The organism is Enterobacter sp. MGH 37 (assembly GCF_000534515.1).
GTDB lineage: Bacteria > Pseudomonadota > Gammaproteobacteria > Enterobacterales > Enterobacteriaceae > Enterobacter > Enterobacter kobei.
In genome coordinates this window covers 1,330,061-1,356,643 of the sequence record NZ_KI973206.1, presented here as the reverse complement: position 1 = coordinate 1,356,643, position 26,583 = coordinate 1,330,061, and the positions used below count along the sequence as shown (strand labels likewise).

General features: G+C 53.7%; 29 protein-coding genes. 20 read left to right on the top strand and 9 right to left on the bottom strand.

Translation table 11 applies throughout. The features are described from left to right. Positions 1-3 precede the first annotated feature (3 nt). A complete protein-coding gene (gene kbl / locus L383_RS04850; protein ID WP_014882000.1) occupies positions 4-1,200 on the bottom strand; it encodes a glycine C-acetyltransferase in 1,197 nt (398 codons plus the stop codon). Between the two features lie 215 nt (positions 1,201-1,415). Here kbl and rfaD point away from each other — a divergent pair, with 215 nt between their 5' ends. Genes rfaD through L383_RS04880 form a run of 6 tightly spaced genes read left to right on the top strand, consistent with a single transcriptional unit; the run spans position 1,416 to position 7,613 of the window. Then, the gene (gene rfaD / locus L383_RS04855; RefSeq protein WP_014881999.1) at positions 1,416-2,348 is read left to right on the top strand and encodes an ADP-glyceromanno-heptose 6-epimerase; all 933 of its coding nucleotides are present in this window, start codon (positions 1,416-1,418) and stop codon (positions 2,346-2,348) included. 2 nt (positions 2,349-2,350) lie between these two features. After that, entirely contained in the window at positions 2,351-3,397 is a 1,047-nt protein-coding gene (rfaF, locus tag L383_RS04860; RefSeq protein ID WP_023331729.1) for an ADP-heptose--LPS heptosyltransferase RfaF, read from the top strand. Positions 3,398-3,400: 3 nt separating this feature from the next. Then, a complete protein-coding gene (gene rfaC, locus L383_RS04865; protein ID WP_023331728.1) occupies positions 3,401-4,384 on the top strand; it encodes a lipopolysaccharide heptosyltransferase RfaC in 984 nt (327 codons plus the stop codon). A gap of 3 nt (positions 4,385-4,387) precedes the next feature. Next, positions 4,388-5,497 carry a glycosyltransferase family 9 protein gene (locus L383_RS04870; protein WP_023331727.1) on the top strand — a complete coding sequence of 370 codons (1,110 nt, stop codon included), beginning with the start codon at positions 4,388-4,390 and terminating at the stop codon, positions 5,495-5,497. A 5-nt stretch (positions 5,498-5,502) separates the two neighbouring features. Next, a complete protein-coding gene (locus tag L383_RS04875; RefSeq protein ID WP_023331726.1) occupies positions 5,503-6,411 on the top strand; it encodes a glycosyltransferase family 2 protein in 909 nt (302 codons plus the stop codon). Further along, positions 6,399-7,613 carry an O-antigen ligase family protein gene (locus tag L383_RS04880; RefSeq protein WP_014881994.1) on the top strand — a complete coding sequence of 405 codons (1,215 nt, stop codon included), beginning with the start codon at positions 6,399-6,401 and terminating at the stop codon, positions 7,611-7,613. Before L383_RS04875 ends, L383_RS04880 begins: the two co-directional genes overlap by 13 nt. A gap of 24 nt (positions 7,614-7,637) precedes the next feature. Here L383_RS04880 and L383_RS04885 read toward each other — a convergent pair whose 3' ends face one another. Further along, positions 7,638-8,594 carry a polysaccharide deacetylase family protein gene (locus L383_RS04885; RefSeq protein WP_032629639.1) on the bottom strand — a complete coding sequence of 319 codons (957 nt, stop codon included), beginning with the start codon at positions 8,592-8,594 and terminating at the stop codon, positions 7,638-7,640. 150 nt (positions 8,595-8,744) lie between these two features. Here L383_RS04885 and rfaQ point away from each other — a divergent pair, with 150 nt between their 5' ends. From rfaQ to coaD, 7 genes are all read left to right on the top strand, one after another. Continuing rightward, positions 8,745-9,815: a putative lipopolysaccharide heptosyltransferase III gene (rfaQ, locus tag L383_RS04890; RefSeq protein WP_023331724.1), complete on the top strand. Its 1,071-nt coding sequence runs from the start codon at positions 8,745-8,747 to the stop codon at positions 9,813-9,815. Beyond that, positions 9,812-10,939, top strand: coding sequence for a glycosyltransferase family 4 protein (locus L383_RS04895; RefSeq protein ID WP_023331723.1), 1,128 nt, complete (start codon positions 9,812-9,814; stop codon positions 10,937-10,939). Before rfaQ ends, L383_RS04895 begins: the two co-directional genes overlap by 4 nt. 2 nt (positions 10,940-10,941) lie before the next feature. Further along, on the top strand, positions 10,942-12,042 hold the full coding sequence (locus L383_RS04900; RefSeq protein WP_023331722.1) for a glycosyltransferase: 1,101 nt from the start codon (positions 10,942-10,944) through the stop codon (positions 12,040-12,042). An 11-nt stretch (positions 12,043-12,053) separates the two neighbouring features. Continuing rightward, entirely contained in the window at positions 12,054-13,043 is a 990-nt protein-coding gene (locus L383_RS04905) for a glycosyltransferase (protein WP_014881989.1), read from the top strand. A 65-nt stretch (positions 13,044-13,108) separates the two neighbouring features. Beyond that, positions 13,109-14,383, top strand: a complete 1,275-nt coding sequence (waaA, locus tag L383_RS04910; protein ID WP_023331721.1) for a lipid IV(A) 3-deoxy-D-manno-octulosonic acid transferase — start codon at positions 13,109-13,111, stop codon at positions 14,381-14,383. Further along, positions 14,383-15,153, top strand: a complete 771-nt coding sequence (locus tag L383_RS04915) for a glycosyltransferase family 2 protein (RefSeq protein ID WP_014881987.1) — start codon at positions 14,383-14,385, stop codon at positions 15,151-15,153. The genes waaA and L383_RS04915 overlap by 1 nt, the downstream gene beginning before the upstream one ends. A gap of 3 nt (positions 15,154-15,156) precedes the next feature. Next, positions 15,157-15,636, top strand: coding sequence for a pantetheine-phosphate adenylyltransferase (coaD, locus tag L383_RS04920; RefSeq protein ID WP_014881986.1), 480 nt, complete (start codon positions 15,157-15,159; stop codon positions 15,634-15,636). A gap of 2 nt (positions 15,637-15,638) precedes the next feature. Here the strand turns inward: coaD and mutM are convergent, their stop codons facing one another. From mutM to radC, 4 genes are all read right to left on the bottom strand, one after another. Further along, a complete protein-coding gene (gene mutM / locus L383_RS04925; RefSeq protein WP_014881985.1) occupies positions 15,639-16,448 on the bottom strand; it encodes a bifunctional DNA-formamidopyrimidine glycosylase/DNA-(apurinic or apyrimidinic site) lyase in 810 nt (269 codons plus the stop codon). Between the two features lie 72 nt (positions 16,449-16,520). Continuing rightward, entirely contained in the window at positions 16,521-16,688 is a 168-nt protein-coding gene (gene rpmG, locus L383_RS04930) for a 50S ribosomal protein L33 (protein ID WP_003024094.1), read from the bottom strand. A gap of 22 nt (positions 16,689-16,710) precedes the next feature. Continuing rightward, positions 16,711-16,947 carry a 50S ribosomal protein L28 gene (rpmB, locus tag L383_RS04935; protein ID WP_002436699.1) on the bottom strand — a complete coding sequence of 79 codons (237 nt, stop codon included), beginning with the start codon at positions 16,945-16,947 and terminating at the stop codon, positions 16,711-16,713. 218 nt (positions 16,948-17,165) lie between these two features. Beyond that, a complete protein-coding gene (radC, locus tag L383_RS04940; RefSeq protein WP_014881984.1) occupies positions 17,166-17,834 on the bottom strand; it encodes a RadC family protein in 669 nt (222 codons plus the stop codon). Between the two features lie 171 nt (positions 17,835-18,005). Between radC and coaBC the strand changes: the two genes are divergently transcribed. From coaBC to slmA, 3 genes are all read left to right on the top strand, one after another. After that, positions 18,006-19,217, top strand: a complete 1,212-nt coding sequence (coaBC, locus tag L383_RS04945; protein WP_094166471.1) for a bifunctional phosphopantothenoylcysteine decarboxylase/phosphopantothenate--cysteine ligase CoaBC — start codon at positions 18,006-18,008, stop codon at positions 19,215-19,217. Beyond that, the gene (gene dut / locus L383_RS04950; RefSeq protein WP_015570042.1) at positions 19,195-19,653 is read left to right on the top strand and encodes a dUTP diphosphatase; all 459 of its coding nucleotides are present in this window, start codon (positions 19,195-19,197) and stop codon (positions 19,651-19,653) included. The genes coaBC and dut overlap by 23 nt, the downstream gene beginning before the upstream one ends. 120 nt (positions 19,654-19,773) lie before the next feature. Further along, entirely contained in the window at positions 19,774-20,370 is a 597-nt protein-coding gene (slmA, locus tag L383_RS04955; RefSeq protein ID WP_014881982.1) for a nucleoid occlusion factor SlmA, read from the top strand. Positions 20,371-20,454: 84 nt separating this feature from the next. Here the strand turns inward: slmA and pyrE are convergent, their stop codons facing one another. Next, complete coding sequence (pyrE, locus tag L383_RS04960) at positions 20,455-21,096, bottom strand: orotate phosphoribosyltransferase (protein WP_023331719.1); 642 nt, start codon at positions 21,094-21,096, stop codon at positions 20,455-20,457. Positions 21,097-21,161: 65 nt separating this feature from the next. Continuing rightward, positions 21,162-21,878, bottom strand: coding sequence for a ribonuclease PH (gene rph / locus L383_RS04965; protein WP_023331718.1), 717 nt, complete (start codon positions 21,876-21,878; stop codon positions 21,162-21,164). Between the two features lie 125 nt (positions 21,879-22,003). Here rph and L383_RS04970 point away from each other — a divergent pair, with 125 nt between their 5' ends. Together L383_RS04970 and L383_RS04975 are read left to right on the top strand one after the other, a co-directional pair. Further along, positions 22,004-22,867, top strand: coding sequence for a YicC/YloC family endoribonuclease (locus tag L383_RS04970; RefSeq protein ID WP_008502687.1), 864 nt, complete (start codon positions 22,004-22,006; stop codon positions 22,865-22,867). 206 nt (positions 22,868-23,073) lie between these two features. Then, the gene (locus L383_RS04975) at positions 23,074-23,691 is read left to right on the top strand and encodes a trimeric intracellular cation channel family protein (RefSeq protein ID WP_023331717.1); all 618 of its coding nucleotides are present in this window, start codon (positions 23,074-23,076) and stop codon (positions 23,689-23,691) included. 2 nt (positions 23,692-23,693) lie between these two features. On the opposite strand, the gene ligB is transcribed toward L383_RS04975, so the two are convergent. Continuing rightward, positions 23,694-25,364, bottom strand: coding sequence for an NAD-dependent DNA ligase LigB (gene ligB / locus L383_RS04980; protein WP_023331716.1), 1,671 nt, complete (start codon positions 25,362-25,364; stop codon positions 23,694-23,696). 251 nt (positions 25,365-25,615) lie between these two features. Between ligB and gmk the strand changes: the two genes are divergently transcribed. Together gmk and rpoZ are read left to right on the top strand one after the other, a co-directional pair. Continuing rightward, entirely contained in the window at positions 25,616-26,239 is a 624-nt protein-coding gene (gmk, locus tag L383_RS04985; protein WP_014881977.1) for a guanylate kinase, read from the top strand. 54 nt (positions 26,240-26,293) lie between these two features. After that, positions 26,294-26,569 (top strand): DNA-directed RNA polymerase subunit omega, encoded by a 276-nt coding sequence (rpoZ, locus tag L383_RS04990; protein WP_000135058.1) that lies wholly within the window; start codon positions 26,294-26,296, stop codon positions 26,567-26,569. The last annotated feature ends 14 nt before the right edge of the window (positions 26,570-26,583 follow it).

The window sequence follows — 26,583 nt, the reverse complement described above, 5'->3', positions numbered from 1 at the left end:
TCCTCAGGCAATTACGCCCAGCTGTTTGCCGATGCGGGTAAAGGCTTCCACCGCACGTTCAATTTGTTCAGGCGAATGCGCCGCAGACATCTGGGTGCGGATACGCGCCTGGCCTTTTGGTACCACCGGGAAGAAGAACCCGGTGACATAAATCCCTTCTTTCTGCAGTTCACGAGCAAATTGCTGCGCCACGACCGCATCACCCAGCATCACCGGGATGATGGCGTGATCGGCACCGGCCAGGGTGAAACCTGCGGCGCTCATTTTTTCACGGAACAGACGGGCGTTCGACCACAGGCGATCGCGCAGCCCCGCGCCGGACTCCACCATCTCCAGTACCTTGATGGAGGCGGCAACAATGGCCGGCGCCAGGGAGTTGGAGAACAGATACGGGCGGGAGCGCTGACGCAGCCATTCAACCACCTCTTTACGCGCAGCGGTATAACCACCGGACGCGCCGCCGAGCGCTTTGCCCAGCGTACCGGTGATGATATCCACGCGGCCCATCACATCACAGTATTCGTGGGAACCGCGGCCATTTTCGCCGACAAAACCGACCGCGTGAGAGTCATCGACCATGACCAGCGCGTCGTATTTATCCGCCAGGTCACAGACACCTTTCAAGTTAGCGATCACACCGTCCATGGAGAACACGCCGTCGGTGGCGATCAGCACGTGGCGAGCACCCGCTTCACGGGCCTCTTTCAGGCGCGCTTCCAGTTCAACCATGTCGTTGTTGGCGTAGCGGAAACGCTTCGCTTTACACAGGCGTACGCCGTCGATGATGGAGGCGTGGTTCAGGGCGTCGGAGATAATCGCATCTTCTGCGCCAAGCAGGGTCTCAAACAGACCGCCGTTGGCGTCGAAGCAGGAGGAGTAGAGAATCGCGTCTTCCATTCCAAGGAAGCTCGCCAGCTTTTGCTCAAGCTGCTTGTGGCTGTCCTGGGTACCGCAAATAAAGCGTACGGAGGCCATACCGAAACCGTGAGTATCCATGCCGTTTTTCGCTGCGGCAATCAGCTCAGGGTGATTCGCAAGACCTAAGTAGTTGTTCGCACAAAAGTTGATCACGTGGCTGCCGTCGGCAACGGTGATGTCCGCCTGCTGAGCAGACGTGATAATACGCTCTTCCTTGAACAACCCTTCCGCACGTGCGGTGTCGAGGTCGCTGTTTAACTGTTTGTAAAAATCACCACGCATTGCAATTCTCCAGACTCGGCAAATTTCGGGACATATTACCCAAACCTATAGTTCATGACGAGATGACGCAGTATCTCTTGTCGTTTTTGCAGCATAAATCACGTGTACCCCTACCGCATATCGGTGAATGGCTGAAGACAGGGCATTGTGATGATATGATAGAAACATTAGCGTTCGGGATTGTCCCCGGACTCCACACTTCAAAGGTTACCGTTATGATCATCGTTACCGGCGGCGCAGGCTTTATCGGCAGCAATATTGTTAAGGCTCTCAATGACAAAGGCATCACCGACATCCTGGTGGTGGACAACCTGAAAGATGGCACCAAGTTCGTTAACCTGGTGGATCTGAACATCGCTGACTACATGGATAAAGAAGACTTCCTTATCCAGATTATGGCAGGTGAAGAGTTTGGCGAGATTGAAGCCATTTTCCACGAAGGTGCGTGCTCATCCACCACCGAGTGGGACGGCAAGTACATGATGGACAACAACTATCAGTACTCCAAAGAGATCCTCCACTACTGCCTGGAGCGTGAAATTCCGTTCCTGTACGCCTCTTCTGCTGCCACCTACGGCGGGCGTACCTCAGACTTCATCGAATCCCGCGAATACGAGCAACCGCTGAACGTCTACGGTTACTCCAAATTCCTGTTCGACGAATACGTGCGTCAGATTCTGCCAGAAGCGAACTCCCAGATTGTCGGCTTCCGTTACTTCAACGTCTACGGGCCTCGCGAAGGGCACAAAGGCAGCATGGCGAGCGTGGCATTCCACCTGAATACCCAGCTGAATAATGGCGAAAGCCCGAAACTGTTCGAAGGCAGCGACGGCTTTAAGCGCGACTTCGTCTACGTGGGCGATGTGGCTGCAGTCAACCTGTGGTTCTGGGAAAACGGTGTGTCCGGCATCTTCAACCTGGGAACTGGCCGCGCGGAATCCTTCCAGGCGGTGGCAGACGCGACGCTGGCGTACCACAAAAAAGGCAGCATCGAGTACATTCCGTTCCCGGATAAGCTGAAAGGCCGCTACCAGGCGTTCACCCAGGCAGACCTGACTAACCTGCGTAAAGCTGGCTACGACAAGCCGTTCAAGACCGTTGCCGAAGGCGTAACGGAATATATGGCCTGGCTGAACCGCGACGCGTAAGTATGAGAATTCTGGTGATCGGCCCGTCATGGGTGGGCGACATGATGATGTCGCAAAGTCTCTATCGCACGCTCAAGGCGCGCTATCCCCAGGCGATAATCGACGTGATGGCACCCGCGTGGTGCCGTCCGCTGTTATCGCGTATGCCGGAAGTGAACGAGGCGATCCCGATGCCGCTCGGCCACGGTGCGCTGGAAATCGGCGAACGCCGCAAGCTCGGCCATAGCCTGCGCGAGAAGCGCTACGATCGCGCGTATGTCCTGCCGAACTCTTTCAAATCTGCCTTAGTGCCCTTCTTTGCGGGTATTCCGCACCGTACCGGCTGGCGCGGTGAAATGCGCTACGGCCTGCTGAACGACGCGCGGGTGCTGGACAAAGAGGCCTGGCCGCTAATGGTGGAGCGCTACGTGGCGCTGGCCTACGACAAAGGCGTGATGCGCAGTGCGAAAGATCTGCCGCAGCCGCTGCTCTGGCCGCAGCTTCAGGTTAATGACGGCGAGAAATCCCAGACCTGCAACGCGTTTGGTCTTTCGTCTGAACGCCCGATGATTGGCTTCTGCCCTGGTGCGGAGTTCGGTCCGGCAAAACGCTGGCCGCACTATCACTATGCGGAGCTGGCAAAACAGCTGATCGACGAAGGCTATCAGATTGTGCTGTTTGGCTCGGCAAAAGACCACGAAGCAGGCAATGAAATTCTCGCCACGCTCAGCACAGAGCAGCAGGCCTGGTGCCGAAACCTGGCCGGGGAAACGCAGCTCGAACAAGCTGTTATTCTGATCGCCGCCTGTAAAGCCGTGGTGACCAATGATTCCGGCCTGATGCACGTCGCTGCCGCGCTGGACCGCCCGCTGGTCGCGCTGTATGGTCCAAGCAGCCCGGACTTCACGCCGCCGCTGTCGCACAAAGCGCACGTCATTCGCCTGATTACCGGCTACCACAAGGTGCGCAAAGGCGATGCCGCAGAAGGCTATCACCAGAGCCTGATCGACATCACGCCGCAGCGTGTTCTCGAAGAACTCAACGAACTGCTGTTGAGCGAAGAAGGGTAACGGATGCGGGTATTGATCGTTAAAACCTCCTCTATGGGTGATGTTCTGCATACGCTGCCTGCGCTGACGGACGCGATGCAGGCCATTCCGGGCATCCGTTTTGACTGGGTGGTGGAAGAAGGCTTCGCGCAGATCCCTACCTGGCATGAAGCAGTAGACCGCGTGATCCCGGTGGCCATTCGCCGCTGGCGCAAAGCATGGTTCTCCACACCGATTAAAGCCGAGCGCACCGCCTTCCGCGAAGCGGTTCAGGCGCAGCGTTACGACGCGATCATCGACGCGCAGGGGCTGGTGAAAAGCGCCGCGCTGGTGACGCGTCTGGCACACGGCGTAAAGCACGGCATGGACTGGCACTCCGCCCGCGAGCCGCTGGCGAGCCTGTTCTATAACCGTCGCCACCGTATTGCAAAACAACAGCACGCTGTGGAGCGTACCCGTGAACTGTTTGCCAAGAGTCTTGGCTATGTAAAACCGGAATCCCAGGGCGACTACGCCATTGCGCAGCACTTTTTGCGCAATACAGACCCCTGTACTCAGCCTTATCTTGTCTTCCTCCATGCCACAACGCGCGACGATAAACACTGGCCGGAAACGCACTGGCGAAGACTGATTGAACTAATGCAACCTACCGGGATCCATATTAAACTGCCCTGGGGCGCTGAACATGAGCAACAGCGTGCAGAACGTCTGGCCTCCGGTTTTTCGCACGTTGAGGTATTGCCCAGACTCACGCTGGCGCAGGTGGCCGCAGAGCTGGCGGGGGCGAATGCCGTCGTTTCCGTGGATACAGGATTAAGCCATTTAACCGCAGCGCTGGATCGCCCGAATATTACGATATTCGGCCCGACCGATCCGGGTCTGATTGGGGGCTACGGCAAAAACCAGCACCAGATGGTCAGCCCAACGCAACACACGAAGGATATTAGCGCAGATGCTATTTTTTCATTTTTACAGGGCAGCCATCGGCTTTCTGACAGGGATATTTAACCCATGAGTTATGTATTTCTGCTGATTTTACTCTTTCCGGTGAAACTCATCCGAAAGCTGTTTCGCAAAGACACAGGTAAAAACCTGGTTATTCAGACAGCAAAAATCGGCGATTTTGTTAATGCAACGCCCCTTCTGGCATACCTGCAAAAAAGCGACGTACTTATTAGTCGCAGCGTAGGTGCACTGGCGAAGCATGATGAGACGATCGACGAGATTTTTTTCATCGAACAGCATAAGCGTAACCTGTGGCGAAAGCTCTGCTTTGCCTGCCGGATCATGAACCGCTATGACAATGTGTATCTTCTGCAGCCTAACAGCGTAAATCTTTTTTTTGCCTCCGTTTGTAACGCCAAAAACAAACAGTTCTTAAGCACATACACACGCAGGTGGTATCACGGAATTTTCTATGCAACGGCAGACGGCACCGTTGAACACGGCAAAAAGACATTGTCGGTGACTAACTATCTCAAACTTGCCGACCGCACGCTGACCTGGAAAGACTCACCAAAGCACGCCACCAGACCACTTTTTAAACCCGCGACATATCCGGCAATCCTTGATAAACCCGGCGTGATCCGCATTGGCATCAGTATTGCCGCAGGAAATAAAGCGAAAACCGTCCCGCCGGGCATCTGGAAGCGGATTGCCGATCATCTCGCCGACCTGCCCTGCGAGTTTTATGTGTTTGGCGCCCCGAACGAACAATCGTGGATGGATGATATCACCCGCGCGTATGGCGAATTGCCCAACTTCATCAATCTGATTGGCAAAATTTCGCTTGAAGAACTCCCGTGGGCCATTTCAAAAATGGATTGTTATATCGCGTCCGACTCAGGAAATGTCTACGTTGCCGACGCGGTGGACGTGCCGGTAATCTTACTGTTTGGACCCTGTTGCCACTATGAACAGCGTCCGCTTGGCAACGTACTGTTGGTTGGGAATGATGACAATATTTGCTCGTATGTTTTTGAGACTCGCTATTACTTCTCACAAAGCCGGGAAGAACTCTTCTCTGTAACAGATGAATCGCTGGACAACATTAGACATTTCATTTGCGCGTTACCAACGGCTAACGCGGCCGCATATACCGTTGATGCCCAGGGAAACTAATTGTTATGGCTTTTCTAAGCATCATTATTGCCGCACATAACGCCCAGGACACGCTTGACGCAACGCTACAAAGCCTGCAAAACGCGATTGATAATGCGGGCGATGATGTAGAAATCATTATCTTTAATGACAGTTCCAATGATTCCACACAGGATATTATTGAGACGTGGTTGCCAAAGCTTCCGAATGCGCAATCCCGATACGTTGAGTACCGTAACGTCGGTCATGTTCGAAACAGCGCACTCTCTCTGGCGTCAGGTGAGTACATTACCATGCTGGATAGCGATGACCGATTGAAACCGGGCAGCATCCGGGACGCCGTGGCATTTCTGCAAGCACAGCGGCCTGATATGCTCCTGACGCGCCTGCTGGAAATACGCGATACGCATAAAATCACCGCTGACTGGCAGGGGTTCTCTCCCGTTGCTTTATCACAACACCAGGCAATAACGCGTTTCCTTCAGCATAAAGACTTTCAGGCGCACCTCATCGGGCAATTCGTTCATCGCAGGCTGTACGAAAACAACCCGATCCCTTCAATGGTCTGTTATGAAGATTTCGCCGTGTTTCCCGGCATGCTGATGCAATCGAGTAAAATAGTCTTCCAGCGGAAGGGGCACTATTATTACATCAAACGTAACGATAGTTTATCGAGCCGTCTTGACGCCAGTAAAATCGCTACGCTTGTTGAATGCACATTACAGATGGAAAAGATATTCCCGCAATCATTCAGGCATCTCATTAATTGCCACTGGTTTGATATTTACAGTAACCATCGACAATATCTGACCGACGCGCAACTCAAACTGGTTATGCAACGAGTAAAAGCACTTTATTCGTTCTCTTTTTTCTTCTCCAGCGATGTTCGTTTCAGCTACAAAAAAAGGGTTATTGAGGCATTATGGAAAAAGTAAAACTGCGGCTCTATCAACTGACGCTTATTTTGAGCCTTATTTCGCTTGCGCTGGCGTTACTGAGCTCGGGGAAACAGCGTGAATTCTTCTATATTGCGGTTTATGCCAGCATTATCGGCCTGGCGTGCGAATATAAAAAAATCACCCTTCGTCCCTTTTCGATTGCGCTACCCATTTTGCTGATTGGGTTGCTCAATCTTATCTGGTATATGGCCTATGAATATCATAACGAAGGCTTGAACGCTTATAGCGATTACCTTGGCGCCAGCAAGAAATTGATTTTGGCGAGTATTCTCGTTTTCTATCTTGACCGGTTCAAATCTTATATTGATAAAACAGCCTTCCTGAAATATTTCTTGTATGCCTCTGGTGCAGGATTTGTCCTTGCTACTGGTTATGGCTTATGGCAAGCGTCACAGGGTATGGAACGTGTTGAGATGGCCATCAATCGTCCAACCGTGTCGGCCTATGTTTACTCCGTACTGTCACTGGCGTTTGTATACAGCCTTTATCTTCAGAAAAACAGAAAGCTGTATGTGGCCGCAGGGCTCACCATCTTGATCTCTTATTTCGTCATCCTTTTGACGGCTACGCGCGCCGCAATGGGATTATATTTGCTTCTGGCGATTGTACTCACACTCTACCACTTCAGAAGAATCCATCTGAAATCAACGCTGATTTTCTTATGTATTGTGGCAGGTATAGTGGTTGTGAGTTACAAGCCGTTAATTCTGCCTAAGATACAACAAACACAATCTGAAATAGAACGTTATCAAAAAGGATATGACGCCACCTCACTCGGTGCACGTTTTTCTATGTGGATTATTGGTGCTCAAAACGGACTTGCCCACCCCATGGGGCAGTCAGTCGAAGACCGCGAAGTCTGGTCACAGCAATATGTGAAAAATGGACATCCACATCTCGCGGCAGCGCTTGAATTTACCCGGATTCATCTGCACAACGAGTTCATTGAAAAATACTCTCTTCAGGGGATCCCTGGGCTGGTAATATTATTCTTTTTCTATATCTCGATGATCGTGTACGCACTTAAAAATAAAAATGGTCTGCTGCTGACGACCATGCTTCTTTTATTGCTCTATGGTCTGACGGACGTCATTTTGTTGAGCTCAGAGGCGCTCATCTTCTTTGTCACCGTGTTTGCGCTGAGTACACTCTTTTCACAAACCAGACAACGCCAGTAAGTGATAATGCCCGCCATGCGGGCATTATTTTTTCTTGTGTTGATAAAACTCCGCCAGCGTCATCCCCACCGTCTTGTCGGATAACCAGCTAAACAGCGCTTCCAGATCCTGGTATAACCCCTCGATCGCCGCCTCGTCCTTAAACGTAGGACTGCCCCCGGGCATAAATTCCGACGAATGGAGCATAAACTCGACGTAATCATTTCCCTGAGAAAGGCATTGCTGCGCAACCTCAATCATCTGCGACGCATTACCACCTGTCGGACGTAACCAGTTCACAGAAGGTGAGCGGTATTTACCACGAAGACGATCGTAACCCTGTTTGATCGTGTTCAGCCAGGCAGGATGTTTATACTGAATGCTCATCGGCACTTCGAGTAAAGGGCTCGTGCCCGCCCGGGAAATGTCGTTAACGTCAATAAAGTAGGCACGGTCCGGAAAATGTTGGTAATCCGTCCCACCATGGCCTTGCGGAGCCCCCTTCGCATTGCGCCAGTTCACTCGCGGCGTCACCGAGCAATCAACCTGATACCCCAGCTCAATCAGTAACCTGGCATAACGGCTATCAAACGCCCAGCGCCCGGCGCGGTGGCTTAACATTTTGGTCTGGAACGTCTCTTCCAGCAGGCGGGTCATGAACAGCACTTTCTCGCGCATCACCTCGTCTGAAAATTCAATCAAATAAGGCTGCCAGCGCCAGTCATCACCCGTGAGATCGTGCTCAGGCGGGCTATTCCATGCGTGGAGGTGCATGCCCACCTCCCCCTGGCCGCGAGCGATCACGTCCCTGGCGAAGTCGATGAAAACGGGCTCGATCGCCATCTCATAGTTTGTCAGCCACACGGGCTTAAAGCCGAAACGTTCACACAGCGTCTGGAACCGGGCCAGATAGCGCGCGTTTTCCGTTTTAATGACGCGGTGGTTCTGCCAGAGATTATCGCCCTCAGTATCAATCGTGATGATAAACGCGGGTTTTTTCATAATGAGTCCGCAAGACAGGGAAGTTAGCGCTATGTTACGCACTCTCCAAACCATCAGTAAACCCTTGCTGGGAAATTCCTGAGATTATGGAGAAAGAGTGCAAGTCGCTATCAGGTCTATTAGAATTGCCAACAGTACAACGCCGATAAGATGATGATGAATAACTTACCTGACACGCCTGATTTGCGCATTTTACTGATCAAACTCCGCCATCATGGCGATATGTTATTGACCACCCCCGTCATTGATTCATTACGTCAACACTGGCCACACGCGCAAATTGATGTGCTGTTGTATGAAGAAACGCGCGACATGCTCGCCGCGCATCCGGCAATTGGCACCATTTATGGAATCGATCGTAAATGGAAGCACCTGGGCACACTCAAGCATCTACAGAAAGAGTGGCAGTTGCTGTGTGCGTTAAGGAAACAACATTATCATCTGGTGATTAACCTTGCCGATCAGTGGCGTAGCGCTATTGTCACCCGCTTCACCGGCGCGCCGGTTCGTCTCGGATTTGCCTTTAACAAACGCAACAATGCATTCTGGCGTTTTTGTCACAGCGATTTAGTCTCCGTTGCAAATCACCAGTCTCTGCACACCGTCGAGCAAAACCTCTCCATTCTGTCTCCATTACAGGTCGCGGCGCAGCCCGCCGTCACCATGGCCTACAGCGCAGATGACTGGCACTTCGCCCGCCAACAGCTGGAGAAAAAGGGTGTGAGTGATAACTATATCGTGATTCAGCCAACATCCCGCTGGTTCTTCAAATGCTGGGATGAAGACAAAATGGCGCAAACGATTACAGCGCTGCAGCAAGATGGGCATACCGTCGTACTCACGGCCGGGCCGGATAAAAAAGAGATGGCGATGATCGATCGCATTCTCGCCGCGTCCCCGAAGACCGGCGTCGTCTCGCTGGCCGGTCAATTAACGCTGCGCCAGCTTGCAGCGCTGATCGATCATGCCTGCCTGTTCATTGGGGTTGATTCGGTTCCGATGCATATGGCCGCCGCGCTGCAGACGCCCTGCGTGGCACTCTTTGGCCCTTCCAAACTGACGTTTTGGTCTCCGTGGCAGGTCAATGGCGACGTTATCTGGGCTGGCGACTTCGGCCCGCTCCCCGATCCGGACGCCATTGATACCAACACTAAAGAGCGCTATCTCGACGCCATTCCCGTGGATGCTGTCGTCTCTGCTGCAAAGAGATATCTGTCATGAAACACCATCGTCTGGCTATTGTGCGCCAAAAATATCGTCCTGATGGCGGAGCGGAACGGTTCGTCTCCCGCGCGCTCACCGCGTTAAGCAACCAAAATCTTGAGCTGAATGTCATCACCCGTGAATGGCAGGGAGAAAAGCAGGACGACTGGCATATCCACATTTGCGATCCGCGAAAGTGGGGCCGCATCAGCCGCGAGCGTGGTTTTGCCCATGCCGCATGTGAACTGTGGCAACAACAACAGTTTGATATTGTGCAAAGCCACGAGCGAATCCCGGGCTGTGACATCTACCGCGCAGGCGATGGCGTCCACCGCCGCTGGCTACTGCAGCGTGCACGCATTCTACCCGCCTGGCGTGCAAAGATGCTGATGGTCGATCGCTATCACCGCTATGTGATGCATGCCGAACGAGAGATGTACCAGGCACCGGAACTCAAAGCGGTTATCTGTAATGCGGAGATGATCAAACGCGAAATTGTCGAAGATTTTGATATTGACGCAAAAAAAATACATGTAATTTATAATTCTATTGATTCCAGCCGCTTCGTTCCGGCTCAGGAGGCACAACGTGCCGCGTTGCGTCAGCAATTTGGTTTGCCAGCCGATGCCGTGGTGTTCTGTTTTGTCGGCTCCGGGTTCGAACGAAAAGGCCTGGCCAGCGCCATACGGGCTATCGCTGGAACAGCGGCATGGCTGATTGTGGTTGGACAGGATAAAGCAGAAAGTCGTTATCGCGATCTTGCCCGTTCACTCGGCTGCGAAGGGCAAATCCGTTTCCTGGGGATGCAAAAAGAAACGCTTCCTTTTTATCAGCTATCCGATGGTTTACTGTTGCCAACGCTGTATGATCCCTTTCCTAACGTCATTCTTGAAGCGATGGCCTGCGGTTTACCCGTCATTACTTCAGAGAGTTGCGGAGGCGCTGAATTTATTCAGCAAGGCCAGAACGGATTTTATTGCGATGCCCTTGATATCAAGACATTGAAGGAAGCGATATCCGCTATTCCTTCTCTGGAAAAAAATAACAATATGGGACGCGCGGCACGGGAACGTGTGAAAGACGCCACCCCCGAAAAACTGTCAAGTCAGCTTATTTCGCTTTATCAAAAATTACTGGATTAAAAATGCGCATCCTAATGATTATTGATGGTTTACCCGGTGGGGGAGCTGAAAAAACGGTTCTTACACTTTCCAGTGGATTGATAGAAATGGGACATCAGGTCTCTCTCTTCTCCCTGCGGAAAGTGTGCGATTACGCCATCCCGGAAGGCATTGATTATCAGGTTGTTCAGGATACCTGCAAAAAACCGTGGCGAAAGCTGACGGAGATCCCACGCCGCGCCCATCTGCTGGATCGGGCTATTGAGCGGGCTGAACGCAGCGGAAAATTTGACGTTGTGTTCTCTCATTTGCACAAAACCGACCGCATTGTTGCACACTGCCGTGCGCTGGAACGCGATAAAGTCTGGTTTTGCGTGCATGGCATGTTCTCGTTCTCCTATTTGCGCCATCGCCGCGGGCTTTCTCGCTGGTTTAAGCATCTTAAAATTCGTCATACCTACGAAAATCGTAATGTTGTCGCTGTTTCAGGCGCCGTGTTGAAAGATCTTTCAGAGACGCTGGCGCTCACGCTTCGACGCAAAGCGGTAATCCATAACCCGTTTGATATCCCTGAAATTCAGCGTCTGGCTGATGCCCCCTTTGAAATGCAAGGGAAGGATTACATCATTCATGTTGGCCGCTTCCATGAGCACAAACGTCACGATCGGCTTTTACGTGCGTTCGCACTGAGTCAACTTGACACTACACTGGTCATGATGGGCAATGGATCCGACGCCAAAATCCAAAAATTACAGCAGCTTGCCAGAGATTTGGGTATTGAAAATAAAACGGTTTTCCGCCCATTCGACGCCAACCCCTACCCCTGGATAAAAGGGGCGCGGCTCTTAGTGTTAAGTTCTGACTGCGAAGGTTTTGGTAATGTGCTGGTCGAATCCATTATCTGCCAGACCCCGCCGGTCAGTACAAATTGTCCAGGAGGCCCCGCTGAAATCCTCACGGGAGACCTGGCGCGCGGGCTGTCAGAGTTAAACGACGAATCACTGGCAAAAACGCTGGTCGATATTTATACCTCCCCGCCGGTCGTTGGCGGTGCAACCATTGCGTCGTTCGGCATCAATGCCATTTGCCGGCAATATATTGCTTTGGTAGACAATCAAAAATAATCAGGTTTCTTATGCAAAATTCAGCGCCATTATTAAGCGTGGTGGTTGCCGTATATAACGGTGAAGCTTTTCTGGATCAGTTCTTTACCTGCCTTGTGAATCAACGCATCGACAGCATGGAAGTCATTATTGTCAATGACGGCTCTACTGACCGTTCGATGCAGATCGTCGAAAGCTGGCGTGAAAAACTGCCGCAGTTGCAGGTGATTGAACAGCAAAATCAGGGCGTATCCATCGCGCGTAATACCGGCCTGGCCGTAGCAACGGGTCAGTATCTCTCTTTCCCGGATATTGATGATGTCTTCAAGCCGGGCATGTACCAGCGTCTTCTGGATATGGCCGTCACGCAGGATTTGGATGTCGCGACCTGCAATGGGAACTACGTCTGGGAAAACAACAAGAAACCCTCTCGCCCTATTTTCCCTGAAGATAAACTCGCCTCGACGGATGTCATGACTGGCCCGGCGTGGTTAAAGAAGGCGCTGGATTCACGAAAGTTCCTGCACGTCACCTGGTTAAACATCTATCGCCACGACTTTATTCGTAAACACAGTTTCCATTTTGAACCCGGCCTTCGCCATCAGGATATTCCGTGGACGACCGAAGTGCTGCTTGCCGCGGAACGCGTTCAGTACACCAGCGAACGCTTTTATGACTACTACATTCACTCTGCTTCGGTATCGCATACTCCGGATAATGACGACACGCTGATTCGCTCCGCCCGTCATTACATGAAAATCCTGCAGATGCTTGACGCCATTAACCAGCGTTACCCGGATAAAGTGAAAAATATCCCGGCTTGCCACTGGCAAATCGCCAAAGAGGGGCTGGGGATCATTCACACCTTCGACAACATGAAGGATGAGGCGAAGAAGACCATGATTATCAAAGAGTTCTTTGATACCGGGATCTGGAAGCTTATCTGGAAAAGTGCTAAAAGTCCGCGTTTGCGCTGGCGTCTGGGTCGACGCTACTTCCGTTTAAAACGGTATCTGGCATAAGAGATAGCTTTAGCACGCTTAAATGCTTAGAATTTCCCGGCCGAAACTAAAAAACGGATAATCGCTTGGAATTGTTGTATACCGCCCTGCTCTACATCATTCAGCCACTGGTGTGGCTGAGACTGTTGCTTCGTAGCCGTAAAGCGCCTGCGTATCGTAAACGCTGGGCTGAGCGCTATGGCTTTTGCCGCAATAAAGTCGCACCGGACGGTATTCTGCTGCATTCCGTTTCTGTTGGTGAAACGCTGGCAGCGATCCCGCTGGTTCGCGCCCTGCGTCACCGCTACCCGTCGCTGCCCATCACCGTCACGACGATGACGCCAACCGGCTCAGAGCGCGCGTTATCCGCCTTTGGCAAAGACGTTCATCACGTCTACCTCCCTTACGATCTGCCCTGCGCCATGAATCGTTTCCTGAATACCGTTCGCCCGAAACTGGTGATCGTGATGGAAACTGAACTGTGGCCGAACATGATTTCCGCCCTGCATGCCCGTAAAATTCCGCTGGTGATTGCCAACGCGCGCCTGTCAGAGCGCTCGGCGAAAGGCTACGGCAAGCTGGGTAAATTTATGCGCCGTCTCCTGAGCAAAATCACCCTGATTGCCGCGCAGAATGAAGAAGATGCCGCACGCTTTATCGCGCTGGGCCTGAAACGCAACCAGCTTGCGGTAACGGGCAGCCTGAAATTTGATATTTCTGTTACCCCTGAACTCGCCGCCCGCGCGATCACGCTGCGTCGCCAGTGGGCCCCGCGTCGTCAGGTCTGGATTGCAACCAGTACCCATGATGGCGAAGAAGAGATCATCCTGCAGGTGCACCGCAAGCTGCTGGAAAAATTCCCTGATTTACTGCTGATCCTCGTTCCCCGCCATCCGGAGCGTTTTAAAGATGCCCGTGAAATGGTGCAGAAAGGCGGCTTCAGCTTCACCTTGCGCAGCAGCGGTGAGATCCCTTCCGGTAGCACCCAGGTGGTGATTGGCGATACGATGGGCGAGCTGATGTTGCTGTACGGCATTGCCGACCTCGCCTTTGTCGGTGGCAGCCTGGTGGAACGCGGCGGCCATAACCCGCTCGAGCCAGCTGCGCACGCCATTCCGGTGCTGATGGGTCCGCACACGTTTAACTTCAAAGATATCTGCGCCAAATTGCAGCAGGCCGATGGTTTAATTACCGTGACCGACGCGGACTCCGTCGTCAAAGAGGTGTCGACACTTCTGACGGACGAAGATTATCGTCTGTGGTACGGTCGCCATGCCGTCGAAGTGCTGCATCAGAACCAGGGCGCACTCACCCGTCTTCTGCAGCTTCTGCAACCTTATCTGCCTCAGCGGAGCCACTAATGTCAACGCGTCTGTCGGTCGTGATGATCGCCAAAAACGCCGCCGACCTGCTTCCGGACTGCCTGGCTTCGATCGCCTGGGCTGACGAAATCGTCGTCCTTGACTCCGGCAGCACGGACAACACGGTGGACGTTGCCCGCGCAGCGGGTGCAAAGGTCTTTATCAATACGGACTGGCAAGGCTATGGCATCCAGCGCCAGCGCGCGCAAAAGTATGCTACCGGTGATTACGTTTTGATGATCGACACCGACGAGCGTGTCACCCCGGAACTCCAGCAAGCCATTCAGACCGTGCTTGCCGCGCCGCAGCCCGAAGCGGTCTACAGCATTGCCCGTCGTAACTATTTCCTGGGCCGTTTTATGCGCCACAGCGGCTGGTATCCAGACCGCGTAATGCGCCTCTATGAGCGCGAGCGCTATCAGTACAACGACAACCTGGTCCACGAGTCACTGGTCTGCGACAGCGCCCGGCAGATCCCCCTGACGGGCGATTTGCTACACCTGACCTGCCGCGATTTCGCCAGCTTCCAGCGTAAACAGCTCAGCTATGCCACTGCATGGGCGCAGGAACGCCACCAGCGCGGCAAGAAGGCCACGCTGACCGGCATCTTCACCCACACGCTGGGCGCGTTTCTGAAAACGTTGCTGCTGCGTGGCGGGGTGCTGGACGGTAAGCAGGGCTGGTTACTGGCGGTGGTGAATGCCCAGTATACTTTCAACAAATACACCGAGCTGTGGGCGCTCTGCCGCGGCTACTCAGAGAAAACGTGAGCCATGAGCACAAAAGCGATTTATCCGGGTACCTTCGATCCGATCACCAACGGTCATCTTGATATCATCACCCGTGCGGCGTGCATGTTCGACACGGTGATTCTGGCGATTGCCGCCAGTCCCAGCAAGAAACCCATGTTTGACCTCGACGAGCGTGTTGCGCTTGCCCGCGATGCGATTGCACACCTGCCGAATGTAGAGGTAGTGGGCTTCAGCGACCTGATGGCAAACTTCGCCCGTGCCCAGCAGGCAAACATCCTGATTCGCGGGTTACGCGCAGTGGCAGACTTCGAGTATGAGATGCAGCTGGCGCACATGAACCGCCACCTGATGCCGGAACTGGAAAGCGTATTCCTGATGCCGTCCAAAGAGTGGTCGTTTATCTCGTCCACGCTGGTAAAAGAGGTGGCTCGCCATCATGGGGACGTTACCCACTTCCTGCCGGTAAACGTCCACCAGGCGTTGCTAGAAAAGCTAAAGTAGCGCTATTTCTGACACTGACGGCAGTAGAACGTGGCGCGCTGTGCGTGCTTCGTGGCAATAACTGGCGTTCCGCAGACTCTGCATGGCTCGCCTTTACGGCCATACACCTGCAGCTCCTGAGCAAAATAGCCCGGCTTGCCGTCGCTTTGCAGGAAATCCTTCAGCGTGGTTCCGCCCTGCTCAATCGAGCGCAGCAATACCGCTTTAATCACTCTGACCAGCAGCTCGCACTCCTGAGCCGACAGTGAAGAGGCCAGCCGATCGGGATGGATCCCGGCGGCAAACAGCGATTCGCTGGCATAGATATTCCCCACGCCGACCACCAGCTTGTTATCCATCAGCCAGGGCTTAATCGGGCTCTTCTTCTTCGCGCACTTCGCTTTCAGGTATTCCGCATTAAACGCGTCTGAGAGCGGCTCCGGGCCCAGATGCGCCAGCACGTTGTGCCCGTCCAGCTCTTTAGTCCACAGCCACGCGCCAAAGCGCCGTGGGTCGGTGTAACGCAGCACTTTGCCGTTGCTCATCACCAGATCGACGTGGTCGTGCTTTTCCGCGGGCAGTTCTTCAGTAAGGATGCGCAGGCTCCCGGACATCCCCAGATGGATGATAATCCAGCCGTCAGGCAGCTCCAGCAGCAGGTATTTCGCGCGGCGCTGCACGCTAAGCACGGGTTTATCGCTTAACGCGTGGATCTCATCGGACACCGGCCAGCGCAGACGTCCATTGCGAACGACAGCATGAAGAATCGTCGCGCCGACCAGATGGGGCTCAATGCCGCGGCGGCTGGTCTCTACCTCAGGTAATTCAGGCATGGTTCCTCCGTTGAGATGCAGAATGCAAAAAACCCCGCAGTTGCGGGGTTTTTCAATACAAGGAGGCTAAAATTATTTGATTTTAGCTTCTTTGTACAGTACGTGCTGGCGTACAACTGGATCGAATTTTTTCAGTTCCAGTTTTTCCGGCTTAGTACGTTTGTTCTTCGTGGTGGTGTAGAAGTGACCTGTACCAGCAGAAGAAACCAGCTTGATTTTCTCGCGAATACCTTTAGCCATGATTTATTTCCTCTTTAAGTACTTAGTACTTTTCGCCACGGGCACGCAGTTCAGACAGAACTGTATCGATGCCTTTCTTATCAATTACACGCATACCTTTAGCAGATACACGCAGGGTGACAAAACGCTTCTCGCTCTCAACCCAGAAACGGTGAGAGTGCAGGTTCGGCAGGAAACGGCGTTTAGTCGCGTTCAGTGCGTGGGAACGGTTGTTACCGGTCACCGGACGCTTGCCAGTAACTTGGCAGACTCGGGACATGTCTATTCTCCAAAAATCAAATTAGCTCGAGCTTCGTATGGGGTATCGGCGCCTCGTCAGGCTTTACAGCCCGGTCATCGCATAGTTCTAAGTGAACTCTCGATTGCCAGGCCCAAATGCCAAACCCGAGATTCTCAAAGGTGGCGTAGTATACGCTGACTCGGCGGTGTGCTCAAGTCCCGAACAGACAAAGATCCCGATGGATCGCCAGAAATAGCCTAAATCCAGCCATGTTCGGCAAAAGAAAGGTACTCTCCGCGGCCAATTATCAGATGATCCAGCACACGAATGTCCATGAATTGACAGCATTTGATAATGCGCTCGGTCATTTCTTTGTCAGCTCTGCTCGGTTCTGCACAGCCAGAGGGGTGATTATGCGCGAGGATCACGCCCGCTGCATTCACTTTTATCGCTTCGCGCACAATTTCACGCGGATGTACCTCAACATGGTTCAGGGTACCCGAAAAAAGATGGCTGTGTTTCAGCACCCGGTTCCTGTTGTCGAGAAAGATCACCATAAAGATCTCGCGTTCAACATCGGTTAACTGACTTTGCAGGAATTCACGCGTCATCGCTGGCGTCAGGATCGGTGCCTCCTTCTCCAGGCGGACATTGTTAAAACGGCGGGCCAGCTCGGCAATCGCCCTCAGCTGAGCATATTTCGCCACGCCGATCCCGCCAATATGCTTAAACTGCGCCAGGTCGGCGGTCAGCAAGCCATACAGTGAACCGAAATGAGCGATCAGCTCTTTTGCCAGCGTAAAGACCGTTTTCCCCGGGGTCCCGGTACGCAAAAAGAGCGCCAGCAGCTCATCGTCTGTTAATGGGGTGACGCCGTTGCGCAGCAACTTTTCGCGCGGCAGCAGCAGTTCATCCTCTTCTTCCATGCTCTTTCTCCCTTTTTACCCACATGCTGCCACAGGCCAGTCAGGCACTCGACGGCCTCGTATCGTTCTTGCGTAGCGCCTCGCAAAGTGAGCTAAGGACAAAATCACCCCGCTCAGGGGATTGTGATAAAATGCCCGCTCTCTGGTGAAACCCAACAGGAAAGAATCATGATGAGCCTGGCCGGTAAAAAAATCGTTCTTGGCGTAAGCGGCGGTATTGCTGCCTATAAAGCGCCGGAGCTGGTGCGTCGTCTGCGCGAGCGCGGGGCGGATGTGCGGGTCGCGATAACCGAAGGCGGCAAAGCCTTTATCACTCCCCTGAGCCTGCAGGCCGTTTCAGGGTACCCGGTATCTGACAGCCTGCTCGATCCGGCCGCCGAAGCCGCAATGGGCCATATTGAGCTTGGTAAATGGGCAGACCTCGTGATTCTTGCCCCTGCCACGGCTGATTTGATTGCCCGAGTGGCGGCCGGTATGGCGAACGATTTGGTTTCAACCATATGCCTCGCTACACCTGCCCCGGTCGCCGTTGTGCCTGCGATGAACCAGCAGATGTACCGTAACGCGGCCACCCAGCATAATCTGGAGATGCTGGCGTCACGCGGCCTGCTTATCTGGGGTCCAGACAGCGGCAGCCAGGCCTGCGGCGATGTGGGCCCGGGCCGCATGCTTGACCCACTGACGATTGTCGACATGGCCGCCGCCCATTTCTCGCCTGTCAACGATCTGCAACATCTCAACATCATGATTACCGCGGGCCCTACGCGCGAGCCGCTGGACCCGGTGCGTTACATCACTAACCACAGTTCCGGCAAAATGGGTTTTGCCATTGCCGCCGCCGCCGCAAAACGCGGCGCCAACGTCACGCTGGTAAGCGGTCCGGTCTCGTTGCCTACGCCGCCATTTGTGCAGCGCATTAACGTCACCACCGCCCTGGAGATGGAAGCCGCCGTGCAGGCTCATGCGCAAAACCAGCAGATTTTCATCGGTTGTGCGGCCGTGGCAGACTACCGCGCTGAGACCATCTCTGATGCGAAAATCAAAAAGCAAGGCGATGAATTTACGCTAAAAATGGTGAAAAACCCGGACATTGTTGCCGGCGTCGCCGCACTAAAAAACCATCGTCCTTACGTTGTTGGGTTTGCCGCAGAAACGAATAATGTGGAAGAATATGCCCGGCAAAAACGTACGCGCAAAAACCTCGATTTAATCTGCGCGAACGATGTATCGCTGGCCACGCAAGGATTTAACAGCGACAGCAACGCACTGCACCTTTTCTGGCAGGATGGAGATAAAATCTTACCGCTTGAGCGCAAGGAACTCCTGGGCCAACAATTACTGGACGAGATCGTTACCCGTTATGATGAAAAAAATCGACGTTAAGATTCTGGACCCGCGTGTTGGCGAGCAATTCCCGCTGCCAACCTATGCCACCTCCGGCTCTGCCGGACTTGACCTGCGCGCCTGTCTCGATGACGCCGTAGAACTGGCTCCGGGTGCCACCACCCTGATCCCGACGGGACTGGCCATTCACATTGCTGACCCGTCTCTGGCGGCAGTCATCCTGCCACGCTCTGGCCTTGGCCATAAGCATGGCGTTGTGCTGGGCAACCTGGTTGGCCTGATCGACTCCGACTATCAGGGTCAACTGATGGTTTCCGTCTGGAACCGTGGTCAGGACAGCTTCACCATTGAACCGGGCGAGCGTATCGCGCAGATGGTCTTTGTGCCAGTGGTTCAGGCAGAATTTAACCTGGTGGCAGATTTTGACGCCACCGACCGTGGCGAAGGCGGCTTCGGCCATTCCGGGCGCAAATAAACGCCCAACAAACACGTATCTCACAGCGCCATAATGCAATAACAAACCGCAAACGTCCGTTTGCGGTCGCTGTGTGGATGCCAGCCTGGCAAGTGCTTATTTTCAGGGGTATTTTGTAACATGGCAGAAAAACAAACCGCGAAAAGGAATCGTCGCGAAGAAATACTTCAATCTCTGGCTCTGATGCTTGAATCCAGCGATGGCAGTCAACGCATCACCACCGCTAAACTGGCCGCCTCTGTAGGCGTGTCTGAGGCGGCGCTGTACCGTCATTTCCCCAGCAAAACCAGGATGTTCGACAGCCTGATTGAGTTTATTGAAGACAGCCTGATCACACGCATCAACCTGATTCTGAAAGACGAAAAAGACACCACCGCGCGTCTGCGTCTGATTGTGCTGTTAATTCTGGGCTTTGGTGAACGTAACCCGGGCTTGACCCGTATCCTCACTGGCCACGCGCTGATGTTTGAGCAGGACAGGCTACAGGGCCGCATTAATCAGCTTTTCGAACGTATTGAAGCGCAGCTGCGCCAGGTACTACGCGAGAAGAAAATGCGTGAAGGCGAAGGATACACGATGGATGAGACATTGCTGGCAAGCCAGATCTTAGCGTTTTGTGAAGGTATGCTCTCACGCTTTGTCCGTAGCGAATTTAAATACCGTCCAACGGACGATTTTGACGCCCGCTGGCCGCTCGTCGCCGCTCAGTTGCAATAACTCCGGTGCCGGATGACGGCTTCGCCTTATCCGGCCTGCGGGTGGTGTAGGCCCGGTAAGCGGTAGCGCCACCGGGCAATTCAGCTACACGCCAAACTCTTCGCGATATGCACGCACCGCAGCCAGATGGTCCGCCATCTCAGGCTTCTCTTCCAGATACGCAATCAGCTCTTTCAGGGTAATGATAGAGGTCACTTTGCAGCCGTAATCACGCTCAACTTCCTGGATAGCAGAGATATCGCCGCGCCCACGCTCCTGACGATCCAGAGAAATCAGTACGCCAGCCAGCGTCGCGCCGTGAGCCTGGATAATCTCCATCGATTCACGAATCGCAGTGCCTGCGGTGATCACATCGTCCACCAGCATCACGCGGCCCTGCAGTGCACTGCCGACCAGGTTACCGCCTTCACCGTGGGTTTTAGCCTCTTTACGGTTAAAGCAGTACGGCACGTCGCGATCGTGATGTTCCGCCAGCGCTACTGCGGTGGTGGTCGCAATCGGAATGCCTTTGTAGGCCGGGCCAAAAAGCAGGTCAAAATCAATTCCGGAATCCATCAGCGCTTCGGCATAGAAACGACCCAACAGCGCCAGATCGCGCCCGGTATTAAACAGCCCGGCGTTAAAGAAATAAGGGCTCTTACGACCGGATTTCAGCGTAAACTCGCCAAACTTAAGGACCTGTTTATTAATCGCAAACTCAATAAACTGGCGCTGATACGATTTCATGGATTCGCTCCTTTGGTTTCAGTCTTGCAGGCAAAAAAAAGGCGACTCATTGGTCGCCTTTAAAATCAATTTTCTAACGCCGCTTTCTGCGACGTGACAATAGATTCGATTCCCCCTCGGGCCAGAGCCAGCAGGGTAAGAAGTTCTTCATGGGTGAACGGCTCGCCTTCCGCCGTGCCCTGCACCTCAATGATGCGACCGTCTTCGGTCATCACTACGTTCATGTCGGTCTCGGCGGCGGAATCTTCGACGTATTCCAGATCGCACAGCGCTTCACCGTTAACGATACCCACGGAAACCGCCGCAACCATGCCTTTCATTGGGTTGGTTTTCAGCTTACCGGCTGCAACCAGTTTGTTCAGGGCATCGGCCAGCGCCACACAGGCACCGGTAATGGACGCGGTACGCGTGCCGCCATCAGCCTGAATCACGTCGCAGTCGAGCGTAATCGTGAATTCACCGAGAGTTTTCAGGTCCACAGCAGCGCGTAGCGCACGCGCGATCAAACGCTGAATTTCCATGGTACGGCCACCCTGCTTACCCTTCGCCGCTTCACGGGCGTTACGGGTGTGGGTCGCGCGCGGCAGCATGCCGTATTCTGCGGTGATCCAGCCCTGGCCCTGGCCTTTCAGGAAACGCGGAACACCTTCTTCGATGGACGCGGTGCACAGTACTTTGGTGTCACCAAACTCAACCAGCACGGAACCTTCAGCGTGTTTTGTATAGTTACGGGTCAGGGTGACGGGACGCACCTGATTGGCGCTACGACCTGATGGACGCATGATGGATTCTCCGGCTTGAAACGAATGTGGCTGCGCATTATACGGATAAAGGACGCTTATTCCTATCCTGAGAAGCCCCCGAAAGCTATAATCCCCCCATCTCTCCTTTAAAAACGGGAATGTCTATGATCCGCAGTATGACCGCCTACGCCCGGCGTGAAATCAAGGGTAGCTGGGGTAGCGCTACCTGGGAAATGCGCTCGGTAAACCAGCGCTATCTGGAAACATATTTCCGTATGCCGGAGCAGTTCCGCAGCCTCGAGCCCGTTGTACGCGAGCGCATCCGTACTCGTCTGACGCGCGGTAAAGTGGAATGTAACCTGCGTTTTGAGCCTGATGCCAGTGCGCAGGGCGAACTGATCCTGAATGAAAAACTGGCTAAACAGCTCGTGAATGCGGCGAACTGGGTCAAAATGCAAAGTGATGAAGGCGAAATCAACCCGGTTGATATTCTGCGCTGGCCTGGCGTCATGGCTGCCGGTGAGCAGGATCTGGATGCCATCGCCGCCGAAATCCTTGCCGCCCTCGACGGTACCCTGGATGACTTTATCGTGGCCCGCGAAACCGAAGGCCAGGCGCTGAAAGCGATGATTGAGCAGCGTCTTGAAGGCGTAAGCGCCGAAGTGGCAAAAGTCCGCACCCATATGCCGGAAGTGCTGCAATGGCAGCGCGAGCGTCTGGTAGCAAAACTGGAAGAAGCGGAAGTTCAGCTGGAAAACACCCGTCTGGAACAAGAGCTGGTGCTGATGGCGCAGCGTATTGACGTTGCCGAAGAGCTGGATCGTCTGGAAGCACACGTGAAAGAGACCTACAACATCCTGAAGAAGAAGGAAGCGGTAGGCCGCCGCCTCGACTTTATGATGCAGGAGTTCAACCGCGAGTCGAACACCCTGGCATCTAAGTCGATCAATGCTGAAGTAACCAACTCAGCGATCGAGCTGAAGGTGCTGATTGAGCAAATGCGCGAGCAGATCCAGAATATCGAGTAATCGCTTTCAGGTGGTGTCCACTGGACACCACCCATTAGTATTTTTAATCCGAATTTCCACCCACTCTCCTTCCTTACCTCCATTTATCAGGCCCCTTTAAGGGAAATGAATAAATTTTTATAGCGCAAAGGGATTCACCTTAGAAAATCTCAATCGTGATCTTGCGCACAAATCGCTAACCTGCCCGCGTTCTGACCGGAGGGTATATGCTGCTTCACACTCTTTATCTTATTGGTATCACCGCAGAAGCCATGACCGGCGCACTTGCAGCCGGACGACGCCGCATGGACACCTTCGGCGTGATCATTATTGCCACCGCGACCGCGCTGGGCGGCGGATCCGTGCGCGATATCCTGCTTGGCCATTACCCTCTCGGCTGGGTTAAACACCCTGAGTATGTGATTATTGTGGCAACAGCCGCCGTGTTAACCACCATTGTGGCACCCGTTATGCCCCATCTGCGCCGTCTGTTTCTGGTGCTGGATGCGCTGGGGCTGATTGTCTTTTCGATCATCGGAGCACAAATAGCGCTCGATATGGGTGAAGGACCAGTTATCGCCACCATTGCTGCTGTAGTCACGGGGGTGTTCGGCGGCGTACTGCGCGATATGTTCTGTAAACGCATTCCCCTGGTCTTTCAAAAAGAGCTTTATGCCGGCATTTCCTTCGCCGCGGCGGTGCTCTACATCGCCCTGCAGCATTATGTTTCTAACCATGATGTGGTGGTTATCTCTACGCTGCTGTTTGGCTTTACGGCCCGCATGCTGGCGCTGCGTCTGAAGCTGGGACTGCCCGTGTTTCACTATAAGCACGGCGTACACTGATCTCAGAAACCGTTGATGTGCTGCCGGGCAAGCCACCGGACCAGCACATCAATCTCTGGTGCATTTATCCAGCTCACGATCTGCCGCGTCCTCTCTTCCCCCGTACCCGGCAAGGCCTGCCACGCCTTTGCGCTGCGTTCACGCATCTGTTGCCATGACATATCCCCCAACGCCTTCAGCGAGGCTTGTGGCAATGGCGCACCCAACGCCATCATCCAGTGGATAAAAGGTTGTTCACGTACCAGGTTGAAGCGATGCCAGAGCGCCAGCCCCCGCGCTGGAGAAAACCCCGGCGTAGACTGGAGCTGCGCCTGCGTTAAGAGCAGCCATGAGAAGAGATGTTCAAAACGATGCGCCTGCCAGAGTGTTCGCCAGCCTGACTCGCCTAATCCTTCAATGTTGAATACCTGCTTAGAACTGAGCCACGTCAACCGGGCGAAGAACTGTTCCATACACTCTGGCGAAGCATAAAAACAGCTCAGGGAGTGAAAACGCGAGGCCGGTGGTTCTGGTTTTTGTCTGTCCGTCCCTCGCCAGATAACCTTATCAAACCGTGGGATACCCAGCCCGGCAAGGCTCACCTGGATCTGATCGCCAGGGGCAATATCCAGCCTCTGCCAGCGTCCAACCGACCCCAGGCTCACCCGCTGTACCTGTTTATCATCCAGTTGCACCGGCTCCAGCGCCGCCACGACGGAAATTTTACCCGTACGCCCAACTGAAAAATGAATATCCCTGACCTCAGCAACCTGCGCAACTGGCGGATATTTCCACGCCATGACCCAGTTGCCTTCGCCAGGCAGCCAGCGCTCCCCTGAAGGCGACTCCGCGGACCGAACCACAATGCCATCCGTGGCAAAGGGTAAGGCTGTGTTTTGCCAGGCCAAACGCTGCTTTTCAACTTCATCAACCGTTCGGGCGGGCAGGGTATAGAGCGCCGTCAGGGAAAACCCAGCTCCGGACAGCGCCGAAAGCATACTTTCCATCTCTTTCGGCCCATCCGGCCAGGCCCAGATAAATATTCCTGTCTGGTTCAGAAGCGCACCGTCGTTCTGCCGCATCATCGCCCCCGCCACTTTTGCGCGTGCATTCATTCCGCCCATCTGACGCTGAACGTGATTCTCGCGCATCCAGAAAAGCTCTCCCTGCAGGACGCTGTTTGCCAGCGCGCCGGATACCTCTTTAGGCACTGACGGAATCAAACGCACGCGAGCGGTCCAGTCCTCACCTTTTAACCCATTACCGCGACTGATAGCCTGGGCGAGCTTTCCGTTGCGATACACCAGCGTCACCGCCACGCCGTCGACTTTTGGCTGCATCCAGAGATTTTTCTGGCCTCGCATCCACTGACCTAGCGCTTCTTTGCTGGCGGCCTTATGCACCCCCGTATGGGCAACAGGATGTTTTACGCTTCCCGTCAGCGCAGGTAATGTGTTCTCTGAGAGATCCTGGCCAAAACAGCCCTGCCACTGGGCTAAGCGTCCGTTGAGCTGGTCGTATACCTCGTCGTTGACCTCGCTGACGCCCTGCTTCCAGTAGGCTTCATCCCAGCGTTTGATCTGTGCGCTTAAGGATGCAATCTCTTTTCCGGCTTTAGCCTGTGACCACACCGGAAACACCGCCGCCCCATAACCACACCACAACAGCATTAACCCGCTTATCCATCGCCACATCGCTACCCCTCCTTTGCAATGCCGGAGGTATAACCTGACGTGAGAAACATGGCTAATAACAACTTCTCATCATGCGAGACGCTATCCAGTATTCATTTTTATTGCAGCAAACCGCGGGTAAAACCTGAAAACGGTACGCAAAATTCAATAATCCAGGGGAAAAAGTGTGACAAAGGCTACGTCACACTGCGCCGACGTGTATAATAAGCCCGTATGTAGGACTTCTTCGCTAACACATACAAAAGACTCTCATGGCTCAAGGCACGCTTTATATTGTTTCTGCCCCTAGTGGCGCGGGTAAATCCAGCCTTATTCAGGCACTGTTAAAAACCCAACCGTTGTACGACACACAGGTATCTGTTTCTCACACCACGCGTCAGCCGCGTCCGGGTGAAGTGCACGGTGAACACTATTTCTTTGTGGATCACGACGAGTTCAGAGCGATGATCGCCAGGGATGCGTTCCTTGAACACGCTGAAGTATTTGGTAACTACTACGGTACCTCGCGTGAAACCATTGAGCAGGTTCTGGCCACGGGCGTGAATGTCTTCCTGGATATCGACTGGCAGGGCGCACAGCAAATTCGTAAGAAAATGCCGGAGTCACGCAGTATCTTTATTTTACCGCCATCGAAAGATGAGCTGGATCGCCGTCTGCGTGGCCGCGGTCAGGACAGCGAAGACGTGATTGCAAAGCGTATGGCCCAGGCAGTTGCAGAAATGAGCCATTACGCGGAATATGATTACCTTATTGTGAATGATGATTTTGATGCCGCGCTGAGCGATCTCAAAACCATCCTTCGCGCAGAACGTCTGCGTATGAGCCGCCAGAAGCAGCGACATGACGCATTAATCACCAAACTGTTGGCAGACTGAACCCACTTTCAGTATCATGCCCAGTCATTTCTTCACCTGTGGAGCATTTTAAGTATGGCACGCGTAACTGTTCAGGACGCTGTAGAGAAAATTGGTAACCGTTTTGACCTGGTACTGGTCGCCGCGCGTCGCGCTCGTCAGATGCAGGTAGGCGGTAAAGATCCGCTGGTACCGGAAGAAAACGATAAAACCACCGTTATTGCACTTCGCGAAATCGAAGAAGGTCTGATCAACAACCAGATCCTCGACGTGCGTGAGCGCCAGGAGCAGCAAGAGCAGGAAGCCGCAGAACTGCAGGCCGTAACCGCCATTGCTGAAGGTCGTCGTTAATTAAACCTGCGGGT

Coding starts and splice junctions, on each gene's coding strand:
- rpmG (WP_003024094.1), bottom strand. CDS start 16,688: ATGGCTAAAGGTATTCGCGAGAAAATCAAGCTGGTTTCTTCTGCTGGT.
- rpoZ (WP_000135058.1), top strand. CDS start 26,294: ATGGCACGCGTAACTGTTCAGGACGCTGTAGAGAAAATTGGTAACCGT.
- gmk (WP_014881977.1), top strand. CDS start 25,616: ATGGCTCAAGGCACGCTTTATATTGTTTCTGCCCCTAGTGGCGCGGGT.
- L383_RS04900 (WP_023331722.1), top strand. CDS start 10,942: ATGCGCATCCTAATGATTATTGATGGTTTACCCGGTGGGGGAGCTGAA.
- mutM (WP_014881985.1), bottom strand. CDS start 16,448: ATGCCTGAATTACCTGAGGTAGAGACCAGCCGCCGCGGCATTGAGCCC.
- slmA (WP_014881982.1), top strand. CDS start 19,774: ATGGCAGAAAAACAAACCGCGAAAAGGAATCGTCGCGAAGAAATACTT.
- L383_RS04975 (WP_023331717.1), top strand. CDS start 23,074: ATGCTGCTTCACACTCTTTATCTTATTGGTATCACCGCAGAAGCCATG.
- L383_RS04915 (WP_014881987.1), top strand. CDS start 14,383: ATGTCAACGCGTCTGTCGGTCGTGATGATCGCCAAAAACGCCGCCGAC.
- L383_RS04875 (WP_023331726.1), top strand. CDS start 5,503: ATGGCTTTTCTAAGCATCATTATTGCCGCACATAACGCCCAGGACACG.
- pyrE (WP_023331719.1), bottom strand. CDS start 21,096: ATGAAATCGTATCAGCGCCAGTTTATTGAGTTTGCGATTAATAAACAG.
- kbl (WP_014882000.1), bottom strand. CDS start 1,200: ATGCGTGGTGATTTTTACAAACAGTTAAACAGCGACCTCGACACCGCA.
- L383_RS04870 (WP_023331727.1), top strand. CDS start 4,388: ATGAGTTATGTATTTCTGCTGATTTTACTCTTTCCGGTGAAACTCATC.
- L383_RS04905 (WP_014881989.1), top strand. CDS start 12,054: ATGCAAAATTCAGCGCCATTATTAAGCGTGGTGGTTGCCGTATATAAC.
- dut (WP_015570042.1), top strand. CDS start 19,195: ATGATGAAAAAAATCGACGTTAAGATTCTGGACCCGCGTGTTGGCGAG.
- rfaD (WP_014881999.1), top strand. CDS start 1,416: ATGATCATCGTTACCGGCGGCGCAGGCTTTATCGGCAGCAATATTGTT.
- coaD (WP_014881986.1), top strand. CDS start 15,157: ATGAGCACAAAAGCGATTTATCCGGGTACCTTCGATCCGATCACCAAC.
- L383_RS04895 (WP_023331723.1), top strand. CDS start 9,812: ATGAAACACCATCGTCTGGCTATTGTGCGCCAAAAATATCGTCCTGAT.
- rph (WP_023331718.1), bottom strand. CDS start 21,878: ATGCGTCCATCAGGTCGTAGCGCCAATCAGGTGCGTCCCGTCACCCTG.
- rpmB (WP_002436699.1), bottom strand. CDS start 16,947: ATGTCCCGAGTCTGCCAAGTTACTGGCAAGCGTCCGGTGACCGGTAAC.
- L383_RS04880 (WP_014881994.1), top strand. CDS start 6,399: ATGGAAAAAGTAAAACTGCGGCTCTATCAACTGACGCTTATTTTGAGC.
- L383_RS04970 (WP_008502687.1), top strand. CDS start 22,004: ATGATCCGCAGTATGACCGCCTACGCCCGGCGTGAAATCAAGGGTAGC.
- rfaF (WP_023331729.1), top strand. CDS start 2,351: ATGAGAATTCTGGTGATCGGCCCGTCATGGGTGGGCGACATGATGATG.
- rfaQ (WP_023331724.1), top strand. CDS start 8,745: ATGATGATGAATAACTTACCTGACACGCCTGATTTGCGCATTTTACTG.
- coaBC (WP_094166471.1), top strand. CDS start 18,006: ATGAGCCTGGCCGGTAAAAAAATCGTTCTTGGCGTAAGCGGCGGTATT.
- L383_RS04885 (WP_032629639.1), bottom strand. CDS start 8,594: ATGAAAAAACCCGCGTTTATCATCACGATTGATACTGAGGGCGATAAT.
- ligB (WP_023331716.1), bottom strand. CDS start 25,364: ATGTGGCGATGGATAAGCGGGTTAATGCTGTTGTGGTGTGGTTATGGG.
- rfaC (WP_023331728.1), top strand. CDS start 3,401: ATGCGGGTATTGATCGTTAAAACCTCCTCTATGGGTGATGTTCTGCAT.
- radC (WP_014881984.1), bottom strand. CDS start 17,834: ATGGAAGAAGAGGATGAACTGCTGCTGCCGCGCGAAAAGTTGCTGCGC.